The sequence below is a fragment of the Mesorhizobium sp. CNPSo 4670 genome, from assembly GCF_057784235.1.
In genome coordinates this window covers 605427-621791 of the sequence record NZ_JBWJFQ010000001.1, presented here as the reverse complement: position 1 = coordinate 621791, position 16365 = coordinate 605427, and the positions used below count along the sequence as shown (strand labels likewise).

The window sequence follows — 16365 nt, the reverse complement described above, 5'->3', positions numbered from 1 at the left end:
TGGCGGGGGATGGCGCGCCTGACGTGGGTCATCTTCCGCCCTGCGATAGCTGCGTAGCGAACTTCCGAAGGGAGCGACTGCAATGAACCCCCTCATCAAGACGCTTGCCGCCGCTGCGGCTTGCACCGTGCTCGCTACCGCTGCGCTGGTGTTCGGGCTTTGCACCCTCTCCGCGTCCGCCTTCGCAAAGCCGGTCGAGGATCGCTCGATCCGGCCCTTCAAAATCCAGGTGCCGCAAGCGGCGCTTGACGATCTTCGCAGGCGTATTGCAGAAACACGGTGGCCCGACCGGGAGACCGTCGGTGACCAGTCGCAGGGCATTCAGCTCGCGAAGATCAGGCCGCTCGTCGAGTATTGGGGCACGGCCTACGACTGGCGGACAGCGGAAGCGAAGCTGAATTCCCTGCCTCAGTTCATGACCACGATCGACGGCGTGGACATTTACTTCATCCACGTTCGCTCGAAACATCCCCATGCCCTGCCGCTGATCATGACGCATGGCTGGCCTGGCTCGGTGCTGGAACTGCTCAAAACGGTCGGCCCGCTAACCGATCCCACCGCGCATGGCGGCAGTTCTGAGGACGCGTTCGACCTCGTACTGCCGTCGTTGCCGGGTTTCGGCTTCTCCGGCAAGCCAACCGAGACCGGCTGGGGAACAGACCGCATTGCGCGAGCCTGGGCAGAGCTGATGAAGCGCCTCGGCTATACAGAATACGTCGCCCAAGGCGGCGACTGGGGCTCCCCCGTTTCGAATGCGATGGGCCGCCTGGCCCCTGCAGGACTTCTTGGCATCCATGTCAACCTGCCGGCTGTCGTACCACCTGAGATAGCTGCTGTGCTCGCCAGCGGCGGACCAGTGCCGGCAGGCCTGACGGGTAAGGAGCGCACGGCATTCGACGCGCTCAGCGTGGCCGCCAAGATGGGGAATAGATCCTACGCCACGATGATGGGCACCCGACCGCAGACGATAGGCTACGCCATCAATAACTCCCCTGCGGGGCTCGCAGCGTGGATGCTCGGGCATCCGGGCTTTTCAGGCTGGACCTACGACGACAGCGACCCTGAAAAGTCGCCGGACGAGGTGCTGGACGACATAACTCTGTACTGGTTGACGAACACCGCCACCTCGTCCGGGCGAATTTACTGGGAGTACGGCGGCGGCCGCAGTCCCGTTTTTGCCGACCCTGAAAAGACCAACGAAGTCTCGCTGCCGGTCGCCATCACGGTCTTTCCGGGAGAAGGCTATCAGGCCCCCGAGACGTGGGCCCGGCGCGCCTACCCCAACCTGATCTACTTCCATGAGGTCGACAAGGGCGGCCACTTCGCCGCGTGGGAGCAGCCGGAGCTCTTCTCCGCCGAGTTGCGCGCTGCCTTCAGGTCGCTGCGGCGAAGAAACTGAACTGACCGGAGGGCACAAAGAAGCATTCCCATCAAACTCAACGGAGGAGGCAGACATGACGATTGCCGCTACCCGCAGCAATACCGCAGTCGAGACGCAAAAACCGCGATCCCACGATATGAAGCTCGAGGTCGTAGTCATTCCAGTTTCCGATGTCGACCGCGCCAAGCTGTTCTATGCAGGCTTGGGTTGGCGGTTGGACGCCGACCTCATAGGCGACGAATTTCATATCATCCAGTTTACGCCTCCTGGCTCCCAGTGTTCGGTTGTCTTCGGCTCAGGCGTTGCACCGGGTCCTTATGCTCGTATCGAGCTCGACATCCTCGAAACCGCTGGTGAACTCGTCGTGTCGGACATCGAGTCAGCACGTGCCGAACTCGCCGATCGCGGGGTCGACGTAAGCGAAGTGTATCACTATGCCGGTGACAAAGGGCGCGTCAGCGGGCCCGATCCGGAAAGACGCAGCTACGCCTCGTGGGCTTCCTTCAGCGACCCGGCCGGAAACAACTGGCTCTTGCAGGAGGTCACTGCGCGAGCACCAGGCCGCGTCGACGCTGGAGGCGTCACATTTGTCTCGTCGGCCGAACTCGCAGCCGCGCTTCGGCGTGCATCTGTGGCTCATGGCCAGCACGAGCAGCGGACAGGCGGCCAGCGTGATGAGAACTGGCCGGACTGGTACGCCGAGTACTTGGTGGCGGAGCACGCCGGCCAACCGCTTCCGCCATGAGTACTTCGATTGAACGGACGGCGTCGCGGGCGCCTACCTGGCTAAAACTCGCGGCATTCGGGTTCTGTCCCGAGCCGCACGCGAGACGAGCTTCTCACGCAACTTAACGCAGGAGGTAGATATGGACATCACTAGCACCGTCAGCAGTATCGTAGTTGAGACACAACGGCCGCGTTCCCTCGACATGAAGCTCGAGGTTGTTGTCATTCCCGTCTCGAATGTAGAGCGCGCCAAGCAATTCTACGAAGGGCTGGGCTGGAGACTCGACGCTGACTTTGTCGTTGGAGACACGTTCCGCGGGATACAGTTCACACCTCCCGGCTCGCCGGCCTCGATACACTTCGGCACCGGGATCACGACGGTCGCGCCCGGCTCCGCAAGCGGACTTTATCTTGTCGTTTCGGACATTGAATCGGCTCGTGCCGAGCTTATCGGCCGCGGCGTCGAGGTCAGCGAGACGTTTCATCGCGAAGGCCCCGGCAAGCCAACGGTGAAAGGCCGCGACCCCCAGCGACGCAGCTACTCCTCGTTCGCTACCTTCAAAGATCCGGACGGCAACGAATGGTTGCTTCAGGAAATCACCACCCGATTTCCCGGTCGCATCGACTCCAGCACCACGACCTACGCTTCCGAGGCGGATCTTGCTTCCGCGCTGCGACGCGCGTCGGAGGCCCACGGCGAGCACGAGAAGCGCAACGGCGGTCGGCGCGATGAGAACTGGCCCGACTGGTACGCGAAATACATGGTGGCTGAGCAGGCTGGCAACGCGCTTCCGCTGTGAAGCGGTTCGGCACGCGGTGCGCATTCGAACCGTTCGCGCGACGACATCGATCGCACCAAAGGCGTCGTTGATGAAAGCAACCAAGCTGCTGCTCGCCGCGGCGCTCGCAACGGCAATCGGGGCTCCGATTGCCGGTTTTCTAGGAGGCACGAACGTGGCGCAGTCCATAATCTCCACACCAATGCGGGTTCCGTTTCTTCACGAACTCCCTACCTACCGGCTTGAGGAAAAATCGGAGCTTGCTTCGCTTGAAGCGGCGCACGAGTGGATAAATTCACCGCCGCTGACGGCGTCGGCCTTGCATGGCAAGGTCGTCCTCATCGATTTCTGGACGTACACCTGCATCAACTGGCTGCGCACGCTTCCCTACGTTCAGGCCTGGGACGAGAAATACCGGAAGCATGGTCTGGTGGTGATCGGAATCCACGCGCCGGAGTTCGCATTCGAAAAAGACCCGAACAACGTGCACCGGGCGGCGAAAGACCTGCGGATCGATTATCCGATCGCCGTCGACAACGACCATCTCATATGGCGGGCCTTCAGCAACCAGTATTGGCCGGCACTCTATTTCATCGATTCGCAGGGACGTGTGCGGTATCATCATTTTGGGGAGGGGTCATACCAACAATCGGAAATGGTCATCCAGGAATTGCTGGCCGAGGCTGGCGCTGGCGGATTCGATAGTAAGCCTGTGTCGGTGGATGGCCGCGGCATCGAAGCGGGGGCCGATTGGGAGAGCCTCAAGTCTCCGGAGAACTATTCCGGATATGAACGCACCCAGAATTTTGCGCCCAACGGCGAGCTGACCTTGGACGAGCCACATGCCTACGAATTGCCGGCGCGGTTACGCCTGAATGAGTGGGGGCTGTCGGGCGATTGGACGGTAAAGAAAGAAAACGCCGTACTGAACAAGCCCGACGGCCGCATCGTCTACCGTTTCCACGCACGCGACCTTCATCTGGTCATGGGTCCGGCATCGCCGGGAACGTCAGTGAGATTTCGCGTGCTGATCGACGGACAGCCACCAGGCACGGCTTACGGCATCGACGTCAATGAAAAGGGCGAAGGTGCAGTGACAGAGCAGCGCCTGTACCAGCTGATTCGACAATCGAAACCCATCGTCGATCGGCAGTTCGAGATCGAGTTTCTCGACTCGGGCGTGGAGGTCTTTGCCTTCACGTTTGGCTGATCGTCCGACAACAATAGAGGTTCTCAAATGCATTCGTTCAATATCCCGGATGAGATCGACCAAGAACGCCGACGGTTCTTTGGCGCCACAGCGATGGCTCTCGCCGCCACTCAGTTCGGCTTGATGGGCCCGGCACAAGCGCAAGAGGCGGCGGGAGAGCCCGTGCCGGCGTCCTTCGGACCCTTGAAGCAGATCGATGCCGGCCTGTTGAGCGTCGGCTATGCCGAGGTTGGACCCGCCGACGGCCCACCCGTCATCCTGCTGCATGGCTGGCCGTATGACATCCACACCTATGCCAATGTCGCGCCTCGGCTGGCGGCGAAAGGCCACCGCGTGATCGTGCCGTACCTGCGCGGATACGGGCCAACGCGTTTCCTGTCGCACGATACGATTCGCAACGGCCAGCAGTCGGCGATCGCCGCCGACATTGTCGCCCTGATGGACGCACTGGGCATCGAAAAGGCGACGATCGGCGGCTGCGACTGGGGTGCCCGCACCGCGAACATCATTGCCGCGCTATGGCCTGAACGCTGCAAGGCGATGGTCTCGGTGAGCGGCTACCTCATCGGCAACCAGCAAGCCGGCAAGCTGCCGCTGCCACCCAAGGACGAGTTGCAATGGTGGTATCAATTTTACCTCGCCACCGATCGCGGCCGCGCTGGCTACGAGAAGTACACTCGGGATTTCGCCAGGCTTATCTGGCAACTCGCGTCCCCCCAGTGGAACTTCGACGATGCCACATTCGAGCGCAGCGCCGCGGCCTTGGACAATCCCGATCACGTGGCCATTGTGGTCCACAACTATCGCTGGCGGCTCGGACTGGCCGCCGGCGAACCGCAATACGACGCGTTTGAGGAGCGACTCGCGCAGGCACCGGTCATCGGCGTGCCGACGGTTACACTCGAGGGCGACGCCAATGGCGCGCCGCATCCGGACGCCAGCGCATACGCCAAGATGTTCTCAGGAAGATACGCGCATCGGGTTGTCACCGGAGGCATCGGGCACAACCTGCCCCAGGAAGCGCCGCAGGCCTTCGTTGATGCCGTTGTCGAGGTCGGCGCCTGATCGAGTTCGCGGTAACCGCCTTCGGCGGTTACCGCTGCCAGCAAAAAGAATGCCCATGAGCCGCATCGCAAGGGTTGTCTACACGGCCAGGACCGCAACTACGGGCGGCCGCGAAAATGGCGCCTCGCGCAGCTCCGACGGCCTTCTGGACATCTGGCTTTCGGCGCCCGGATCGGCGCGCATAGGCACCAATCCGGAGCAGTTGCTCGCGGCCGGCTGGTCGGCCAGCTTCGCAAGCGCAATCGCATCTGCGGCCCACGAACGAAAAATCGCGCTGCCTGCAGGGGTGAGCATCAAGGCCGACGTGAATCTGAACTACGGAGAAAACGGCCACTTTCTCAGCGTCCAACTGGATATTGCCGTGCCGGATCTGGAGCGTGATGTCGTACAAATTCTGGTGGATGAAGCGCACGAGATTTGTCCTTACTCCAAAGCGACACGGGGCAACATCGATGTCATAACGAGGATCGTCTGATCTCATCGGGCCACTCGGGGTCGTAGATGGTCGCCAACAATCAGCAGCTAGTACGCGCCCCTTGTAGGCATCGTGCGCCTCGGCCGCTTGCGGAACGAGGAAACGGCTGCCGCACCAGACGGCATCAGCGCCGGCTTCGAATGGTCCGGCGACGCCGTCGTCCAGTGGACACAGAAATGGCCGAAATGGACGCCGCCGGATGAAATGATCGCCCGCCAGCCGGTACTGAAGCCATACGGTGCCGACAATGGCGGCTGCCAGGCGGGCTGGAGAACCCGCTCGGCGTGCCGGACGGTTCGGTCCTGCTCGGGCCGGTGAAGGCCATCACGAATTCGATTTTCTGAACCCGAGTCAGCGTCGCTTCTCTTGGACAGTGAACCCCAGCTGTCCAAGTACCCTTACAGCGCCCGTCTTGCCGCCTTCGAAGTCGCTGGAGGCTAACCGCCGACCGGTGGCGAACTCATACGCCGTTCCCAGGATTGCCTTCGGCGGGTACCGTCGTTCTTCCCAGACCAGTTCGTAGGTCGTGGTTGGGGCGTATCCATGTTCGGAGAAGAACCGCTGCGGCCCTAATCGGTCGTACTCTTTTATCGCTTGCAACACATAGTCACGGGTTACGCTGTCCCAGGCTACCATCTGTCTATCCTCCGGGATTTGCCTGCATTTGCACTTCACACCCGCTTCTTGCTGGGCATGCAGGCAACGGCGGGACAGGAGCCGCCGACCCATCTGCGCTCGACGACCGCAACCTTCTGGCCTGAGCGCGCCAGGTGCCAGGCGAGCTGCTTGCCGCCTTGACCGCTGCCGAGTATCCGCACATCAAATTGTTCAGGCCGTGACATGAGTTTTCTCCGTTCAATTTGGACAAGGGGTGACCGGCCAGTCGCTTCCTGCCGTTATCAGACCGACTTCACCTCGCCGCCATCCATGCGCAGCGTCGATCCAGTCATCCAGCGGGCGCCGGGCGACACGAGGAAAGCCATCAGTTCGGCGATTTCAGCAGGCTCGCCATAGCGGGCAATGACGGCTTCCCTGGGGAAGTTGGCCATCGCCTCCTCCGCCGTCATGTCGTGCAGCGGCGCCCAGTGTTGCAGATAGGACTGGCGGCGGCCAGTCATCACAGGTCCGGGCAACACACTGTTGACCTGTACGCCGTCGGCGATGCCGCGATCGGAGAAAGCCTTTGCCAAGGCGACAATCGCGGCATTGATCGTTCCGACAGCCGCATAGGGCGCCTTCGGAAAAAGTGCCGAATTGCCCGACATCAGAACGACCGAACCCTTGGCCGCCTTCAGGGCCGGCCATGCCGCGATCGTGAGCCGTCGCGCGCCATGCAACTTTAGCGCCAAGCCGCCTTCCCACTGTTCGTCGGTCATTTCGAATAGGTCGATTTGCGGAACCGCGCCGGCAATGTTGAGGAGCGCGTCGATGCGGCCGAACGCAGCCGAGGTCTGCTCGACAACGGCCTTCGCGGCCTGTGGCTGAGCCAGGTCGGCATCGATCACCAGCGCTTCGGCGCCGGCAGCCCTCACCGCCTCCGACGTCTGCTCCAGATTGGTGCGGTTTCGCGCGACCAGGACCACGGCGGCGAAGTCTCGTGCAAGACGGATGGCCGTGGCTTGGCCGATGCCCTGGCTGGCGCCGGTGACGATGGCGACGGAGTTCGACATTTCGGACCTCCTTGGATCTGGGGCTGCTGTCAGCGTGGAAGGAAGTCGCGGATGGCCGCAGCTATCTCCGCGGCATGGGTCTCCAGCGCGAAATGTCCAGTGTCGAAGAAGCGCACAACCGCGTCCGGGATGTCACGTTTGAAAGCCTCGGCTCCCGGAGGCAAAAAGAACGGATCGTTCTTTCCCCACACAGCGAGGAAGGGTGGCTTGTGGGTCCGGAAATAATCCTGGAAGGCCGGATAGAGCGCGATGTTGCTCTTGTAGTCGCCAAAGAGGTCGAGCTGTATCTCGTCGGCGCCTGGTCGCGCCAGGTAGAAATTGTCGAGCGAGTGTCCATCCGGGGAGACGCGCATCGTATCGGGGACGCCGTGCGTGTACTGCCAGGCCGTCATCTCAGGCTTCAGCAAAGCGCGCAGGGCTTCGCGGTTGGCCTCCGACGGCTCCAGCCAGTAGGCCCGGATCGGATTCCAGCCGTCGCTCAGGCCTGCTTCGTAGGCGTTGCCGTTCTGGGAGATGATTGCGCTTATCCGGTCCGGATGCCTGAGCGCGAGACGGAAGCCGGTCGGCGCACCGTAGTCGAACACATAGAGCGCATAGCGGTCGAAACCGACTTCTACGGTGAAGCGGTCGATGATTTCGGCAATGTTGTCGAACGTATAGGCGAACTCGCCGCGCATCGGCATGTCCGACTGGCCAAATCCCGGCAGATCGGGAGCAATGATGTGGAACCGGTCGGCCAGAAGCGGGATGAGATCCCGGAACATGTGGCTTGCGCTCGGGAAACCGTGCAGCAGCAGTAGCTTCGGGGCATCCGGCGCACCGGCCTCGCGATAGAAGATCCTGAAGCCGCCCACGTCGGCGGTGCGATAGGTGATGGCGGTCATTCTTTCCTCCTGTGATAACTTTCTCAGTGACAGCAAGTCGGTTATTTTTGTTTCCGAACGGCTTTGTCAGTGGTCGCGCCGCCTTCTGAAGTTGCGTCACGCACAGCCTCAAGGATGACGCCCACGACGGCGCCAGGCGCGGTGACGAGTGGCGTGTGATCGACTGGATGCGGCCGCACCCGAGCTTTCATTCTTGTCGCCATGAAATGCTGGGTCTCGGGGAGGATCATGCGGTCTTGCTCCGCCACCAGGAACCAAGACGGGCGGTCTTTCCAGAGCGGCCGCTCCATGGCCACGGTAATGCAAGCCGGCGAAATCGGCCGCTGAACTGCCGCCAGCACCGCCAGATCCTGCGCCGTGGCGTTCTGGGCGAAGGCAGCGGCGAAAGCCGTTTCGGGCAGATAGATCAGTCCGTGACCGTCCGGTGAAAGTTTTGGTGCCTGCGCATGCGGCTCGGCGCGGTAGAAGACGTCAGCCACCGTCTCACCCTCGTCCGGGGCCAAGCCAGCGACATAAACGAGCGCCTTTACCTTGTCGCTGCGCGTCGCCGCTATCACGGCTCCCGCATAGGCATGGCCGACAAGCACCACCTCCCCCGTCACGCGCTCGAGGGTTCGATCCAGCGCCGCCACATCGTCGCCGAACGACGTCAGTGGCAGCGGCACGGCTGTCACCCTCAAACCATCGGCCGCGAGCGGACCGATGACCTTTGCCCAACTCGATCCATCTGCCCAGGCGCCATGGGCGAGCAGGATGTTGACATGCTGCAAAGACATCGCCGTCCTCCTTCTTCGTAGTAACCTTCTTAAATTCTACAAGAAGGTTATCTCCTGGAACTACGGCAAGCCGCTGTAACTTGTCAACCGACACCGGAGCGGTTATCATCACGAACGCGTGCTCGGGCGAACGGCTGCCGGGTCGAATTGGAGTTTTGATGGGGCGGCCACCAGCGTTCTTTATTGGCGATGCGCTCGCCATGGATTTCCTGAATTCAATCGCGACACCGGTCGACGCCCCCATCGACTGGCTCGATGACGGCGAGGGCTTGCTGAGCTGGCTGGAACAGGCCCGGCTGGCGCCGCCGGAGGCGCTCGAAAGCATTCGAACGCAGGCCCTTCCCGGTGAACTCGACAAGATGGCGGATCAGGCGAGGCACTTTCGCGAGTGGTTCAGGGCGTTCGTTCGCGAACGCAAGGGACACGCGCTCTCTGCCGAAGATCTGCGCGCGCTGGAGCCGCTGAACCGGCTGCTCGAACGTGACGAGCAGTTCGGTCGTATCGTGACCGGCGACGCTGGGAACGGCGCCGGCCTGGAATTGCGAACACTGCGGCGCTGGCGCTCACCGCAATCGCTGCTTCTGCCGATTGGGGAAACGCTGGCGAAATTTGTCTGCGAGGAGAGTTTCGCAAACGTGAAAGCGTGCGAGGGACCCGCCTGCACGCTGATGTTCGTCGACCACACACGAGGCCACACGCGCAGATGGTGCAGCATGGCGCTCTGCGGCAACCGCGCAAAGCAAGCAGCCCATCGGCATCGGCTCAAGGCGCGTTAAGGCAAGGGAGCGGTGGCGAACCCGATGGTCATCTGCCCCTGGACAGGCTGCCCAATATGCCGCGCACGATCGCCCGGCCGACCGACGAACCCACTGAGCGCACCACCGACTTGATCGCGGCTTCCGCCACCGTCTGGCGATTGGACGGGCGCGGCGCCGGCGCGCGCCTGCCACCCGATTGAGGTGCCGGGTCGTCGTTGCCGAAGCCGGGAATGGTCCAGCGCGAACCCCCGCTTCCCGACTGCTGCGCCTGCTCTTCGGCGTCCTGCGCCTCCCTGGCCTTTTTCTGCAGCATCTCGAAAGCCGATTCGCGATCGATCACCTGATCGTACTGGCCGGCGACCGGGCTTTCCTGGATCAGCTTTTGCCGCTCGGCGGGCGTGATCGGGCCGAGGCGCGAGGCCGGCGGGCGGATCAGCGTTCGCTGCACCATGGACGGAACGCCCTTGGTTTCGAGCGTCGAGACCAGCGCCTCGCCGGTGCCGAGCTGGGTGATCGCGGTGGCGCAATCGAAGTCGGGATTCGGCCTGAAGGTCTCGGCTGCGGTCTTCACCGCCTTCTGCTCGCGCGGCGTATAGGCGCGCAGCGCATGCTGCACCCGGTTTCCGAGCTGGGCGAGAACCGTTTCTGGAACATCGAGCGGGTTTTGCGTGACGAAATAGACGCCAACGCCCTTCGAGCGGATCAGCCGAACCACCTGCTCGACCCGGTCGATCAGCACTTTCGGTGCGTCTTCGAAAAGCAGGTGCGCTTCGTCGAAGAAGAACACCAGCTTCGGCCTGTCGGGATCGCCGACTTCAGGCAGCACCTCGAACAGCTCCGACATCAGCCACAGCAAGAAGGTCGCATAGAGCCGCGGATTCATCATCAGCTTGTCGGCGGCAAGCACGCTGATGGCGCCGCGCCCGTCACGGGTGGTGCGCATGATGTCGGCGATGCGCAAGGCCGGCTCGCCGAAGAAATGCGCCGCGCCTTGCTGCTCCAGAACCAGCAGCGTGCGTTGGATGGCTCCCACGGAAGGCTTCGTCACATTGCCATAACGCGAGCCCAACTCGTCGGCGCGCTCGGCGATGTTGGCCAGCAGCGCCTGCAGGTCCTTCATGTCGAGCAGCAGCAGGCCTTCCTCGTCCGCCAGCCGGAAGGCAATGTTCATGATGCCTTCCTGTGCCTCGGTAAGGTTCATCAGGCGCGACAAAAGCAACGGCCCCATTTCGGAGACGGTGGCGCGGATCGGATGGCCCTGCTCGCCGAACAGATCCCAGAAAATCACCGGAAATTCCTGGAAGTCATAGGGGTCGAGCTTGACCTGCTCGGCGCGCTTGACCAGAAAATCCTGTGCCGTGCCCATCATGGCGATGCCGGACAGGTCGCCCTTGATGTCGGCGCAGAAAACCGGCACGCCCGCATTGGAAAAACCTTCGGCAAGAATCTGCAAGCTGACGGTCTTGCCCGTGCCGGTGGCGCCGGTCACCAGGCCGTGACGATTTCCATATTGCAGCAGCAGGTGCTCGGCACGCTGATAGCTGTCGTCCGGCTTGCGGCTGGCGCCGATGAAAATGCTGGTGTCGTCAGCCATATGTCCGGTCTCCGCAAACTGATGTGTTAAAAGCCAGTGGGCTTGCCGCAGGTATAGTGAGGCCCTTGCACAGCGACAATGCCAATCGTTCAAGTGGGGCCAATCGTTCGAGTGGACCATTCGTTCAAGTGGAGGCCAATGGTCGAAATCGGTTTTTTGGAACTTGCGGATTTTGCCGGTGTTTGGCAATCGTTCATGGTTCGTCCATGCACGCTACCTATATCTGATGGATTGAATTCCGACCCTGAAAGCGCATTGCATTGCGATATCGGACGGTGGACCATAGACTGAACTGCTCCAGGCTGGTGCGGCCGCATGAAAGTGAGGAAGACGGATGGGCGCCGGAGCCTTGATCCAGGACGTTGAACCCGAGAATGCCGAGCGCCAGCGATGGCTGGCCCTGGCGGAAAAGGCGTTGGCTGGTGCATCCTTCGAGGAAAAACTGGTCTCGCATACCGACGACAACATCCGTATCGAACCGCTCTACGACCGCAGCATCGCAGCGGAACCGATCGTGCGCGCAAACCCGAAATTGCCCTGGATCGTCAGCCAGCGCATCGATGATCCTGATATCGAGCGCGCCAGAACCCAGGCCCTGGAAGACGTAGCGCAAGGCGCGACGGGATTGTCGCTTGTCTTTGAAGGCGCACCGAACGCATTCGGCTACGGCCTGCCGAGAACGGCGCAGGCGCTGGAGACGGTGCTGGACGGCGTACCGCTCAACCGCATCCAGGTCCGTATCGATGCGCATCCCTGGAGCCGCGCCGTGGCCGACTGGCTGGTGGCGTTCCTGAGCAAGCGCCGTTCGGATCCGGCAAAGCTCAACCTCTCCTTCGGCATCGATCCGGCTGCGATCTTCGCCGGAACCGGCCGGCTGCGCATGTCGATCGAGGCGCTACGGGCCTCGATGCCGCAGTCGCTGGCACATTTCTTCTCGATGGGCGTTCCGGGCGTGCTCCTGGAGGCGGACGGGCGCGTGTTCCACAACGCCGGCGCCACGGAGGCGCAAGAGCTTGGCATCATGCTGGCTTCCGCCGTGTCCTACCTGAGAATGTTCGAGACGGCGCGGCAGCCGCTTGTCTATGCCGCACCCCATATCGGCTTCGCGCTCAGCGTCGACCAGGACCAGTTCCTGTCGGTGGCCAAGGTGCGGGCGCTGCGCAGGCTCTGGGCACGGGTGCAGGAGACCTGCTCGATCCCCAACTCCACGGCCAATATCCATGCCGAAACGTCGTTTCGCATGATGACGGCCATGGATCCGGAGACCAACATCCTGCGCACCACGATTGCCTGCTTTGCCGCGGCATCCGGCGGCGCCGATTCGATCTCCATCCTGCCGCACACGATCGCGCATGGCTTGCCGGCGGGTTTTGCCCGCCGCGTCGCCCGCAACGCGCAGCTGATCATGGCCCATGAAAGCCATATCGATCATGTCGCCGATCCAGCCTATGGCTCCGGCGGGGTCGAAGCGCTGACCGCGGAACTGTGCGAGATGGCGTGGGCGGAACTGCAGACGATCGAGGCCGAGGGCGGTGTCTTGTCCAGCCTTCAGGACGGGCATATCCAGAAGCGCGTTCACGCCGCGGCGGCGCGACGCAACGCAGCCTACCGGGCTGGCGAGCGGGTCATCATCGGCACCACGCTCTACCCGTCGAAAAGCGAACGTCCGGTCGAGACGCTGGCAGCGGAACGGCGGCCCGCCTTCACCGAAGGCGTTGCCGTGTGCGAACCGCTGTTTCCGGTCCGCATCGACCAATCGATCGGAGCCGCCTCTTGATCCCTGATTTCAGCCAGGTCGGCTGGGCACCGCCACGCCGCGCACCCGTCGAGGTCAAAGGCCAGCGGACGACGCCGGAAGGCCTCATCGCCAAGCATCTGTACAATCAAGGCGACCTCAAGGGGTTGCCGCATCTCGACACCTATCCGGGCCTGCCGCCCTTCGTGCGCGGTCCCTACCCGACCATGTATGTCCAGCAGCCCTGGACGATCCGGCAATATGCCGGCTTCTCGACGGCGGAGGAGTCCAACGCTTTCTACCGGCGCAATCTTGCCGCCGGCCAGAAAGGACTGTCGGTCGCCTTCGATCTCGCCACGCATCGCGGCTATGACAGCGACCATCCGCGTGTCGCCGGCGATGTCGGCATGGCGGGCGTCGCCATCGATTCCATTCTCGACATGCGGCAGCTCTTCGACGGCATTCCGCTCGGCGACATGACGGTGTCGATGACCATGAACGGCGCGGTGCTGCCAATCATGGCGCTTTACATCGTGGCGGCGGAAGAACAGGGCGTTGCGCCGAAGGATCTCGCCGGAACCATTCAGAACGACATTCTGAAGGAGTTCATGGTCCGCAACACCTACATCTATCCGCCGAAGCCCTCGATGCGGATCGTTTCGGACATCTTCTCGTATACGTCGAAGAACATGCCGAAGTTCAATTCGATCTCGATCTCCGGCTATCACATGCAGGAGGCCGGGGCGACGGCCGACCTGGAACTCGCCTATACGATCGCCGACGGCATCGAATATGCCCGCGCCGGCGTTGCGGCGGGCCTGGATATCGACCGCTTCGCGCCGCGCCTGTCCTTCTTCTGGGCGATCGGCATGAACTTCTTCATGGAAGTCGCCAAGCTGCGGGCCGCGCGCCTGCTGTGGGCGACCTTGATGGCGAAGAATTTTTCGCCCAAGGACGAGCGATCGCTGTCGCTGCGTACCCATTGCCAGACCTCGGGCTGGTCGCTGACGGCGCAGGACCCCTACAACAACATCATTCGCACCATGATCGAGGCGATGGCGGCAACGCAGGGCCACACGCAGTCGCTGCACACCAATTCCTTCGACGAGGCGATGGCGCTGCCGACCGACCATTCGGCGCGGATTGCCCGCAACACCCAGCTGATCCTGCAGAAGGAATCCGGCACCACGCGCATCATCGACCCGTGGGGTGGTTCGGCCTATCTCGAACGGCTGACGCATGATCTGGCCGCGCGCGCACTTACCCATATCGAAGAAATCGAGGCGCTCGGCGGCATGGCCGCCGCGACCGAACAAGGCATTCCCAAACTGCGTATCGAGGAAGCGGCGGCCCGCACACAGGCACGCATCGATTCCGGCGAGCAGATGCTGGTCGGCGTCAATGCTCATCGCCCCGAGACCGACATCAAGGTCGACGTGCTGAAGATCGACAATGCCGAAGTCAGGGCGCGGCAATTGTCGAAGCTGCAGCGGCTGAAAGGCACACGCGATGTCGGCGCGGTCGAGAGCGCGCTCGATGCACTGACCCGCGCCGCGGAAGGCAACGAAAACCTGCTGGAGTTCGCCATCCGCGCCGCGCGCGCCAATGCCACGGTCGGCGAGATCTCGTTCGCCTTGGAAAGAACCTTTGGCCGCCATGTCGCGACGGTGCAGACGATCTCCGGTGTCTATCGAAAGGCACTCGGCGACAATTCCGTGGTCGAAGGGCTGCAGGACAAGCTTGAAGCCTTTGAGAAGAAATCTGGCGGCAAGCCGCGCATCCTCGTTGCCAAGATGGGACAGGACGGCCACGACCGTGGGCAGAAGGTCATCGCCACCGCCTTCGCCGATCTCGGCTTCGACGTCACCGTCGGTGCGATGTTCCAGACACCGGATGAGATCGCCAGGCTGGCAGTCGCCCATGACGTTCATATCATCGGCGCCTCGTCGCTTGCGGCGGGACATCTGACGCTGATCCCGGAATTGCGCGACGCGCTGAAAAAGCTCGGTCGCGGCGACATGCTCATCGTCGCCGGCGGTGTCATCCCGCCACAGGACTATGACGCGGTCCTGCAAGCCGGTGCGGCGGAAATCTTCCCGCCGGGCACGGTCATTCCGGAAGCGGCGGATCGCCTGCTGGACCGTCTGCTAAAGGCCTGACTGGGCCCGTTATAATATCTGTTGTAACGCATATCAGCCGTGTTATAATCGGCGTTGCAACAGGATATCCGTCATGAACACGACCATTCGCAAGATCGGCAATTCCGAAGGTGTGATCCTGCCCAAGGAGCTGCTTGAACGTCTGAATCTCAAAGCCGGCGACCAGCTTCAGATTCTCGAAACGGATAAGGACATCGTCCTCAAGGCGGTGGACGACAGTTTCGAGCGGCAGATGGAAGCAGCTCGCAAGGTCATGGACAAGTACAAGGTCGCACTACAGAAACTCGCCGAATGAGCTGGGAGTTTCTGTCACGTCGCGCAGTCGAAGCGATGCATGCCGAGCAATTGCGCAGGCACGGCGGAGCGCAAGGTTTGAGAGATGAAAATGCTCTCGAATCGGCGCTCGCCCGCGCTGAACACAAGGCGAACTGTGGGGACCCGTCGGTCGGAGATCTCGCCGCTGCCTATGTCTTTGGCATTGCCAGAAATCATGCCTTCGTCGACGGTAACAAGCGTGCTGCCATCGTGGCCGCCGGCGCATTTTTGATTGTGAACGGCCATGTTCTGACAGCCGACAACGGCACGCTTTACGAATTCGTCATGGCCGTCGCTTCCGGCGAAATCGATGAAGCCGGAGCCGCGGCTTTCTTCCGCGACCATGTCGTCAAGCTCGAAGACTAGCTGTCCGAGAGCTTGACGATTTCCCATTCCTTGCCGTTGACGACAGCCACGTCGCCGACCTTCTTGCCGAACAGGGCGACGGCCATCGGCGACACATGGGAAATCGTGCCCTTGGCCGGGTCGGCCTCGTCCTCGCCGACGATTTTCCAGTGCACCTTCCTGCCGTCATCGCTCTCGAGCGTGGCGCCCATGCCGAAACGAACCAGGTCGCTCCCCGGCTCCGGCACGGACAGCTCGGCGCTTTCGCGCCTGGCGGTCCAATAGCGCAAGTCGCGCGACACCACCGCGATGCGCTCGCGGTCCGCCTTCCGTTCGGCTTTCGCCAGTACGTCGCGCAGGTCGGCCAGATTCTCCTCGATCATCGCCAAGCCGCGCTCCGTCACCAGGTTGCGGTGCTGGCTGATCGGCCGCTCGCCGACGCCGGCAATGGCGTTTTCGCTGTCTTCCTCGCGTGTGAAAGCTCTGCTCATCC

The 16365-nt window shown here is 62.3% G+C and carries 18 protein-coding genes and 1 pseudogene; 12 read left to right on the top strand and 7 right to left on the bottom strand.

Translation table 11 applies throughout. From position 1 onward, the window contains the following. Positions 1 to 82 precede the first annotated feature (82 nt). The 7 genes and pseudogenes from AC0ZT5_RS02800 to AC0ZT5_RS02770 all read left to right on the top strand — a co-directional run. On the top strand, positions 83 to 1399 hold the full coding sequence (locus AC0ZT5_RS02800; protein WP_488495166.1) for an epoxide hydrolase family protein: 1317 nt from the start codon (positions 83 to 85) through the stop codon (positions 1397 to 1399). Positions 1400 to 1454: 55 nt separating this feature from the next. Continuing rightward, positions 1455 to 2126, top strand: coding sequence for a VOC family protein (locus tag AC0ZT5_RS02795; protein WP_488495165.1), 672 nt, complete (start codon positions 1455 to 1457; stop codon positions 2124 to 2126). Positions 2127 to 2247: 121 nt separating this feature from the next. Then, a complete protein-coding gene (locus tag AC0ZT5_RS02790; RefSeq protein WP_488495164.1) occupies positions 2248 to 2907 on the top strand; it encodes a VOC family protein in 660 nt (219 codons plus the stop codon). A 70-nt stretch (positions 2908 to 2977) separates the two neighbouring features. After that, a complete protein-coding gene (locus AC0ZT5_RS02785) occupies positions 2978 to 4096 on the top strand; it encodes a redoxin domain-containing protein (protein ID WP_488495163.1) in 1119 nt (372 codons plus the stop codon). Between the two features lie 42 nt (positions 4097 to 4138). Continuing rightward, positions 4139 to 5161 carry an alpha/beta fold hydrolase gene (locus AC0ZT5_RS02780; protein ID WP_488495278.1) on the top strand — a complete coding sequence of 341 codons (1023 nt, stop codon included), beginning with the start codon at positions 4139 to 4141 and terminating at the stop codon, positions 5159 to 5161. Positions 5162 to 5216: 55 nt separating this feature from the next. Continuing rightward, positions 5217 to 5636, top strand: coding sequence for an Ohr family peroxiredoxin (locus tag AC0ZT5_RS02775; RefSeq protein ID WP_477283450.1), 420 nt, complete (start codon positions 5217 to 5219; stop codon positions 5634 to 5636). Positions 5637 to 5765: 129 nt separating this feature from the next. After that, positions 5766 to 5980: pseudogene (locus AC0ZT5_RS02770) on the top strand (hypothetical protein); the annotation flags it as partial. A 7-nt stretch (positions 5981 to 5987) separates the two neighbouring features. On the opposite strand, the gene AC0ZT5_RS02765 reads toward AC0ZT5_RS02770, so the two are convergent. Genes AC0ZT5_RS02765 through AC0ZT5_RS02745 form a run of 5 tightly spaced genes read right to left on the bottom strand, consistent with a single transcriptional unit; the run spans position 5988 to position 8966 of the window. Continuing rightward, positions 5988 to 6272 (bottom strand): ScoMcrA-related endonuclease, encoded by a 285-nt coding sequence (locus AC0ZT5_RS02765; RefSeq protein ID WP_488495162.1) that lies wholly within the window; start codon positions 6270 to 6272, stop codon positions 5988 to 5990. 35 nt (positions 6273 to 6307) lie between these two features. Then, entirely contained in the window at positions 6308 to 6478 is a 171-nt protein-coding gene (locus AC0ZT5_RS02760; RefSeq protein WP_488495161.1) for an FAD-dependent oxidoreductase, read from the bottom strand. 57 nt (positions 6479 to 6535) lie between these two features. After that, positions 6536 to 7306 carry an SDR family oxidoreductase gene (locus tag AC0ZT5_RS02755; RefSeq protein ID WP_488495160.1) on the bottom strand — a complete coding sequence of 257 codons (771 nt, stop codon included), beginning with the start codon at positions 7304 to 7306 and terminating at the stop codon, positions 6536 to 6538. Between the two features lie 29 nt (positions 7307 to 7335). Next, positions 7336 to 8190 carry an alpha/beta fold hydrolase gene (locus tag AC0ZT5_RS02750; protein ID WP_488495159.1) on the bottom strand — a complete coding sequence of 285 codons (855 nt, stop codon included), beginning with the start codon at positions 8188 to 8190 and terminating at the stop codon, positions 7336 to 7338. 41 nt (positions 8191 to 8231) lie between these two features. Next, entirely contained in the window at positions 8232 to 8966 is a 735-nt protein-coding gene (locus AC0ZT5_RS02745) for an alpha/beta fold hydrolase (RefSeq protein WP_488495158.1), read from the bottom strand. A 158-nt stretch (positions 8967 to 9124) separates the two neighbouring features. Between AC0ZT5_RS02745 and AC0ZT5_RS02740 the strand changes: the two genes are divergently transcribed. Next, positions 9125 to 9742 (top strand): CGNR zinc finger domain-containing protein, encoded by a 618-nt coding sequence (locus tag AC0ZT5_RS02740; protein WP_488495277.1) that lies wholly within the window; start codon positions 9125 to 9127, stop codon positions 9740 to 9742. A 28-nt stretch (positions 9743 to 9770) separates the two neighbouring features. Here the strand turns inward: AC0ZT5_RS02740 and AC0ZT5_RS02735 are convergent, their stop codons facing one another. Beyond that, complete coding sequence (locus tag AC0ZT5_RS02735) at positions 9771 to 11318, bottom strand: helicase HerA-like C-terminal domain-containing protein (RefSeq protein WP_488495157.1); 1548 nt, start codon at positions 11316 to 11318, stop codon at positions 9771 to 9773. A 334-nt stretch (positions 11319 to 11652) separates the two neighbouring features. Here AC0ZT5_RS02735 and AC0ZT5_RS02730 point away from each other — a divergent pair, with 334 nt between their 5' ends. From AC0ZT5_RS02730 to AC0ZT5_RS02715, 4 genes are all read left to right on the top strand, one after another. Continuing rightward, positions 11653 to 13095 (top strand): methylmalonyl-CoA mutase subunit beta, encoded by a 1443-nt coding sequence (locus AC0ZT5_RS02730; RefSeq protein WP_488495156.1) that lies wholly within the window; start codon positions 11653 to 11655, stop codon positions 13093 to 13095. Further along, on the top strand, positions 13092 to 15212 hold the full coding sequence (gene scpA, locus AC0ZT5_RS02725) for a methylmalonyl-CoA mutase (protein WP_488495155.1): 2121 nt from the start codon (positions 13092 to 13094) through the stop codon (positions 15210 to 15212). Before AC0ZT5_RS02730 ends, scpA begins: the two co-directional genes overlap by 4 nt. Before the next feature lie 73 nt (positions 15213 to 15285). Further along, positions 15286 to 15507: an AbrB/MazE/SpoVT family DNA-binding domain-containing protein gene (locus AC0ZT5_RS02720; RefSeq protein WP_184871302.1), complete on the top strand. Its 222-nt coding sequence runs from the start codon at positions 15286 to 15288 to the stop codon at positions 15505 to 15507. Next, the gene (locus AC0ZT5_RS02715) at positions 15504 to 15893 is read left to right on the top strand and encodes a type II toxin-antitoxin system death-on-curing family toxin (protein WP_488495154.1); all 390 of its coding nucleotides are present in this window, start codon (positions 15504 to 15506) and stop codon (positions 15891 to 15893) included. Before AC0ZT5_RS02720 ends, AC0ZT5_RS02715 begins: the two co-directional genes overlap by 4 nt. Here the strand turns inward: AC0ZT5_RS02715 and greA are convergent. Further along, positions 15890 to 16363, bottom strand: a complete 474-nt coding sequence (greA, locus tag AC0ZT5_RS02710) for a transcription elongation factor GreA (protein ID WP_488495153.1) — start codon at positions 16361 to 16363, stop codon at positions 15890 to 15892. The genes AC0ZT5_RS02715 and greA overlap by 4 nt on opposite strands. Positions 16364 to 16365: the final 2 nt, after the last annotated feature.

Excerpts from the sequence above, each read along its gene's own strand:
- AC0ZT5_RS02750 (WP_488495159.1), bottom strand. The coding sequence starts at position 8,190 with ATGACCGCCATCACCTATCGCACCGCCGACGTGGGCGGCTTCAGGATC.
- AC0ZT5_RS02740 (WP_488495277.1), top strand. The coding sequence starts at position 9,125 with ATGGGGCGGCCACCAGCGTTCTTTATTGGCGATGCGCTCGCCATGGAT.
- AC0ZT5_RS02785 (WP_488495163.1), top strand. The coding sequence starts at position 2,978 with ATGAAAGCAACCAAGCTGCTGCTCGCCGCGGCGCTCGCAACGGCAATC.
- greA (WP_488495153.1), bottom strand. The coding sequence starts at position 16,363 with ATGAGCAGAGCTTTCACACGCGAGGAAGACAGCGAAAACGCCATTGCC.
- AC0ZT5_RS02730 (WP_488495156.1), top strand. The coding sequence starts at position 11,653 with ATGGGCGCCGGAGCCTTGATCCAGGACGTTGAACCCGAGAATGCCGAG.
- AC0ZT5_RS02755 (WP_488495160.1), bottom strand. The coding sequence starts at position 7,306 with ATGTCGAACTCCGTCGCCATCGTCACCGGCGCCAGCCAGGGCATCGGC.
- AC0ZT5_RS02745 (WP_488495158.1), bottom strand. The coding sequence starts at position 8,966 with ATGTCTTTGCAGCATGTCAACATCCTGCTCGCCCATGGCGCCTGGGCA.
- AC0ZT5_RS02800 (WP_488495166.1), top strand. The coding sequence starts at position 83 with ATGAACCCCCTCATCAAGACGCTTGCCGCCGCTGCGGCTTGCACCGTG.
- AC0ZT5_RS02790 (WP_488495164.1), top strand. The coding sequence starts at position 2,248 with ATGGACATCACTAGCACCGTCAGCAGTATCGTAGTTGAGACACAACGG.
- AC0ZT5_RS02775 (WP_477283450.1), top strand. The coding sequence starts at position 5,217 with ATGAGCCGCATCGCAAGGGTTGTCTACACGGCCAGGACCGCAACTACG.
- AC0ZT5_RS02760 (WP_488495161.1), bottom strand. The coding sequence starts at position 6,478 with ATGTCACGGCCTGAACAATTTGATGTGCGGATACTCGGCAGCGGTCAA.
- AC0ZT5_RS02720 (WP_184871302.1), top strand. The coding sequence starts at position 15,286 with ATGAACACGACCATTCGCAAGATCGGCAATTCCGAAGGTGTGATCCTG.
- AC0ZT5_RS02765 (WP_488495162.1), bottom strand. The coding sequence starts at position 6,272 with ATGGTAGCCTGGGACAGCGTAACCCGTGACTATGTGTTGCAAGCGATA.
- AC0ZT5_RS02715 (WP_488495154.1), top strand. The coding sequence starts at position 15,504 with ATGAGCTGGGAGTTTCTGTCACGTCGCGCAGTCGAAGCGATGCATGCC.
- AC0ZT5_RS02735 (WP_488495157.1), bottom strand. The coding sequence starts at position 11,318 with ATGGCTGACGACACCAGCATTTTCATCGGCGCCAGCCGCAAGCCGGAC.
- AC0ZT5_RS02795 (WP_488495165.1), top strand. The coding sequence starts at position 1,455 with ATGACGATTGCCGCTACCCGCAGCAATACCGCAGTCGAGACGCAAAAA.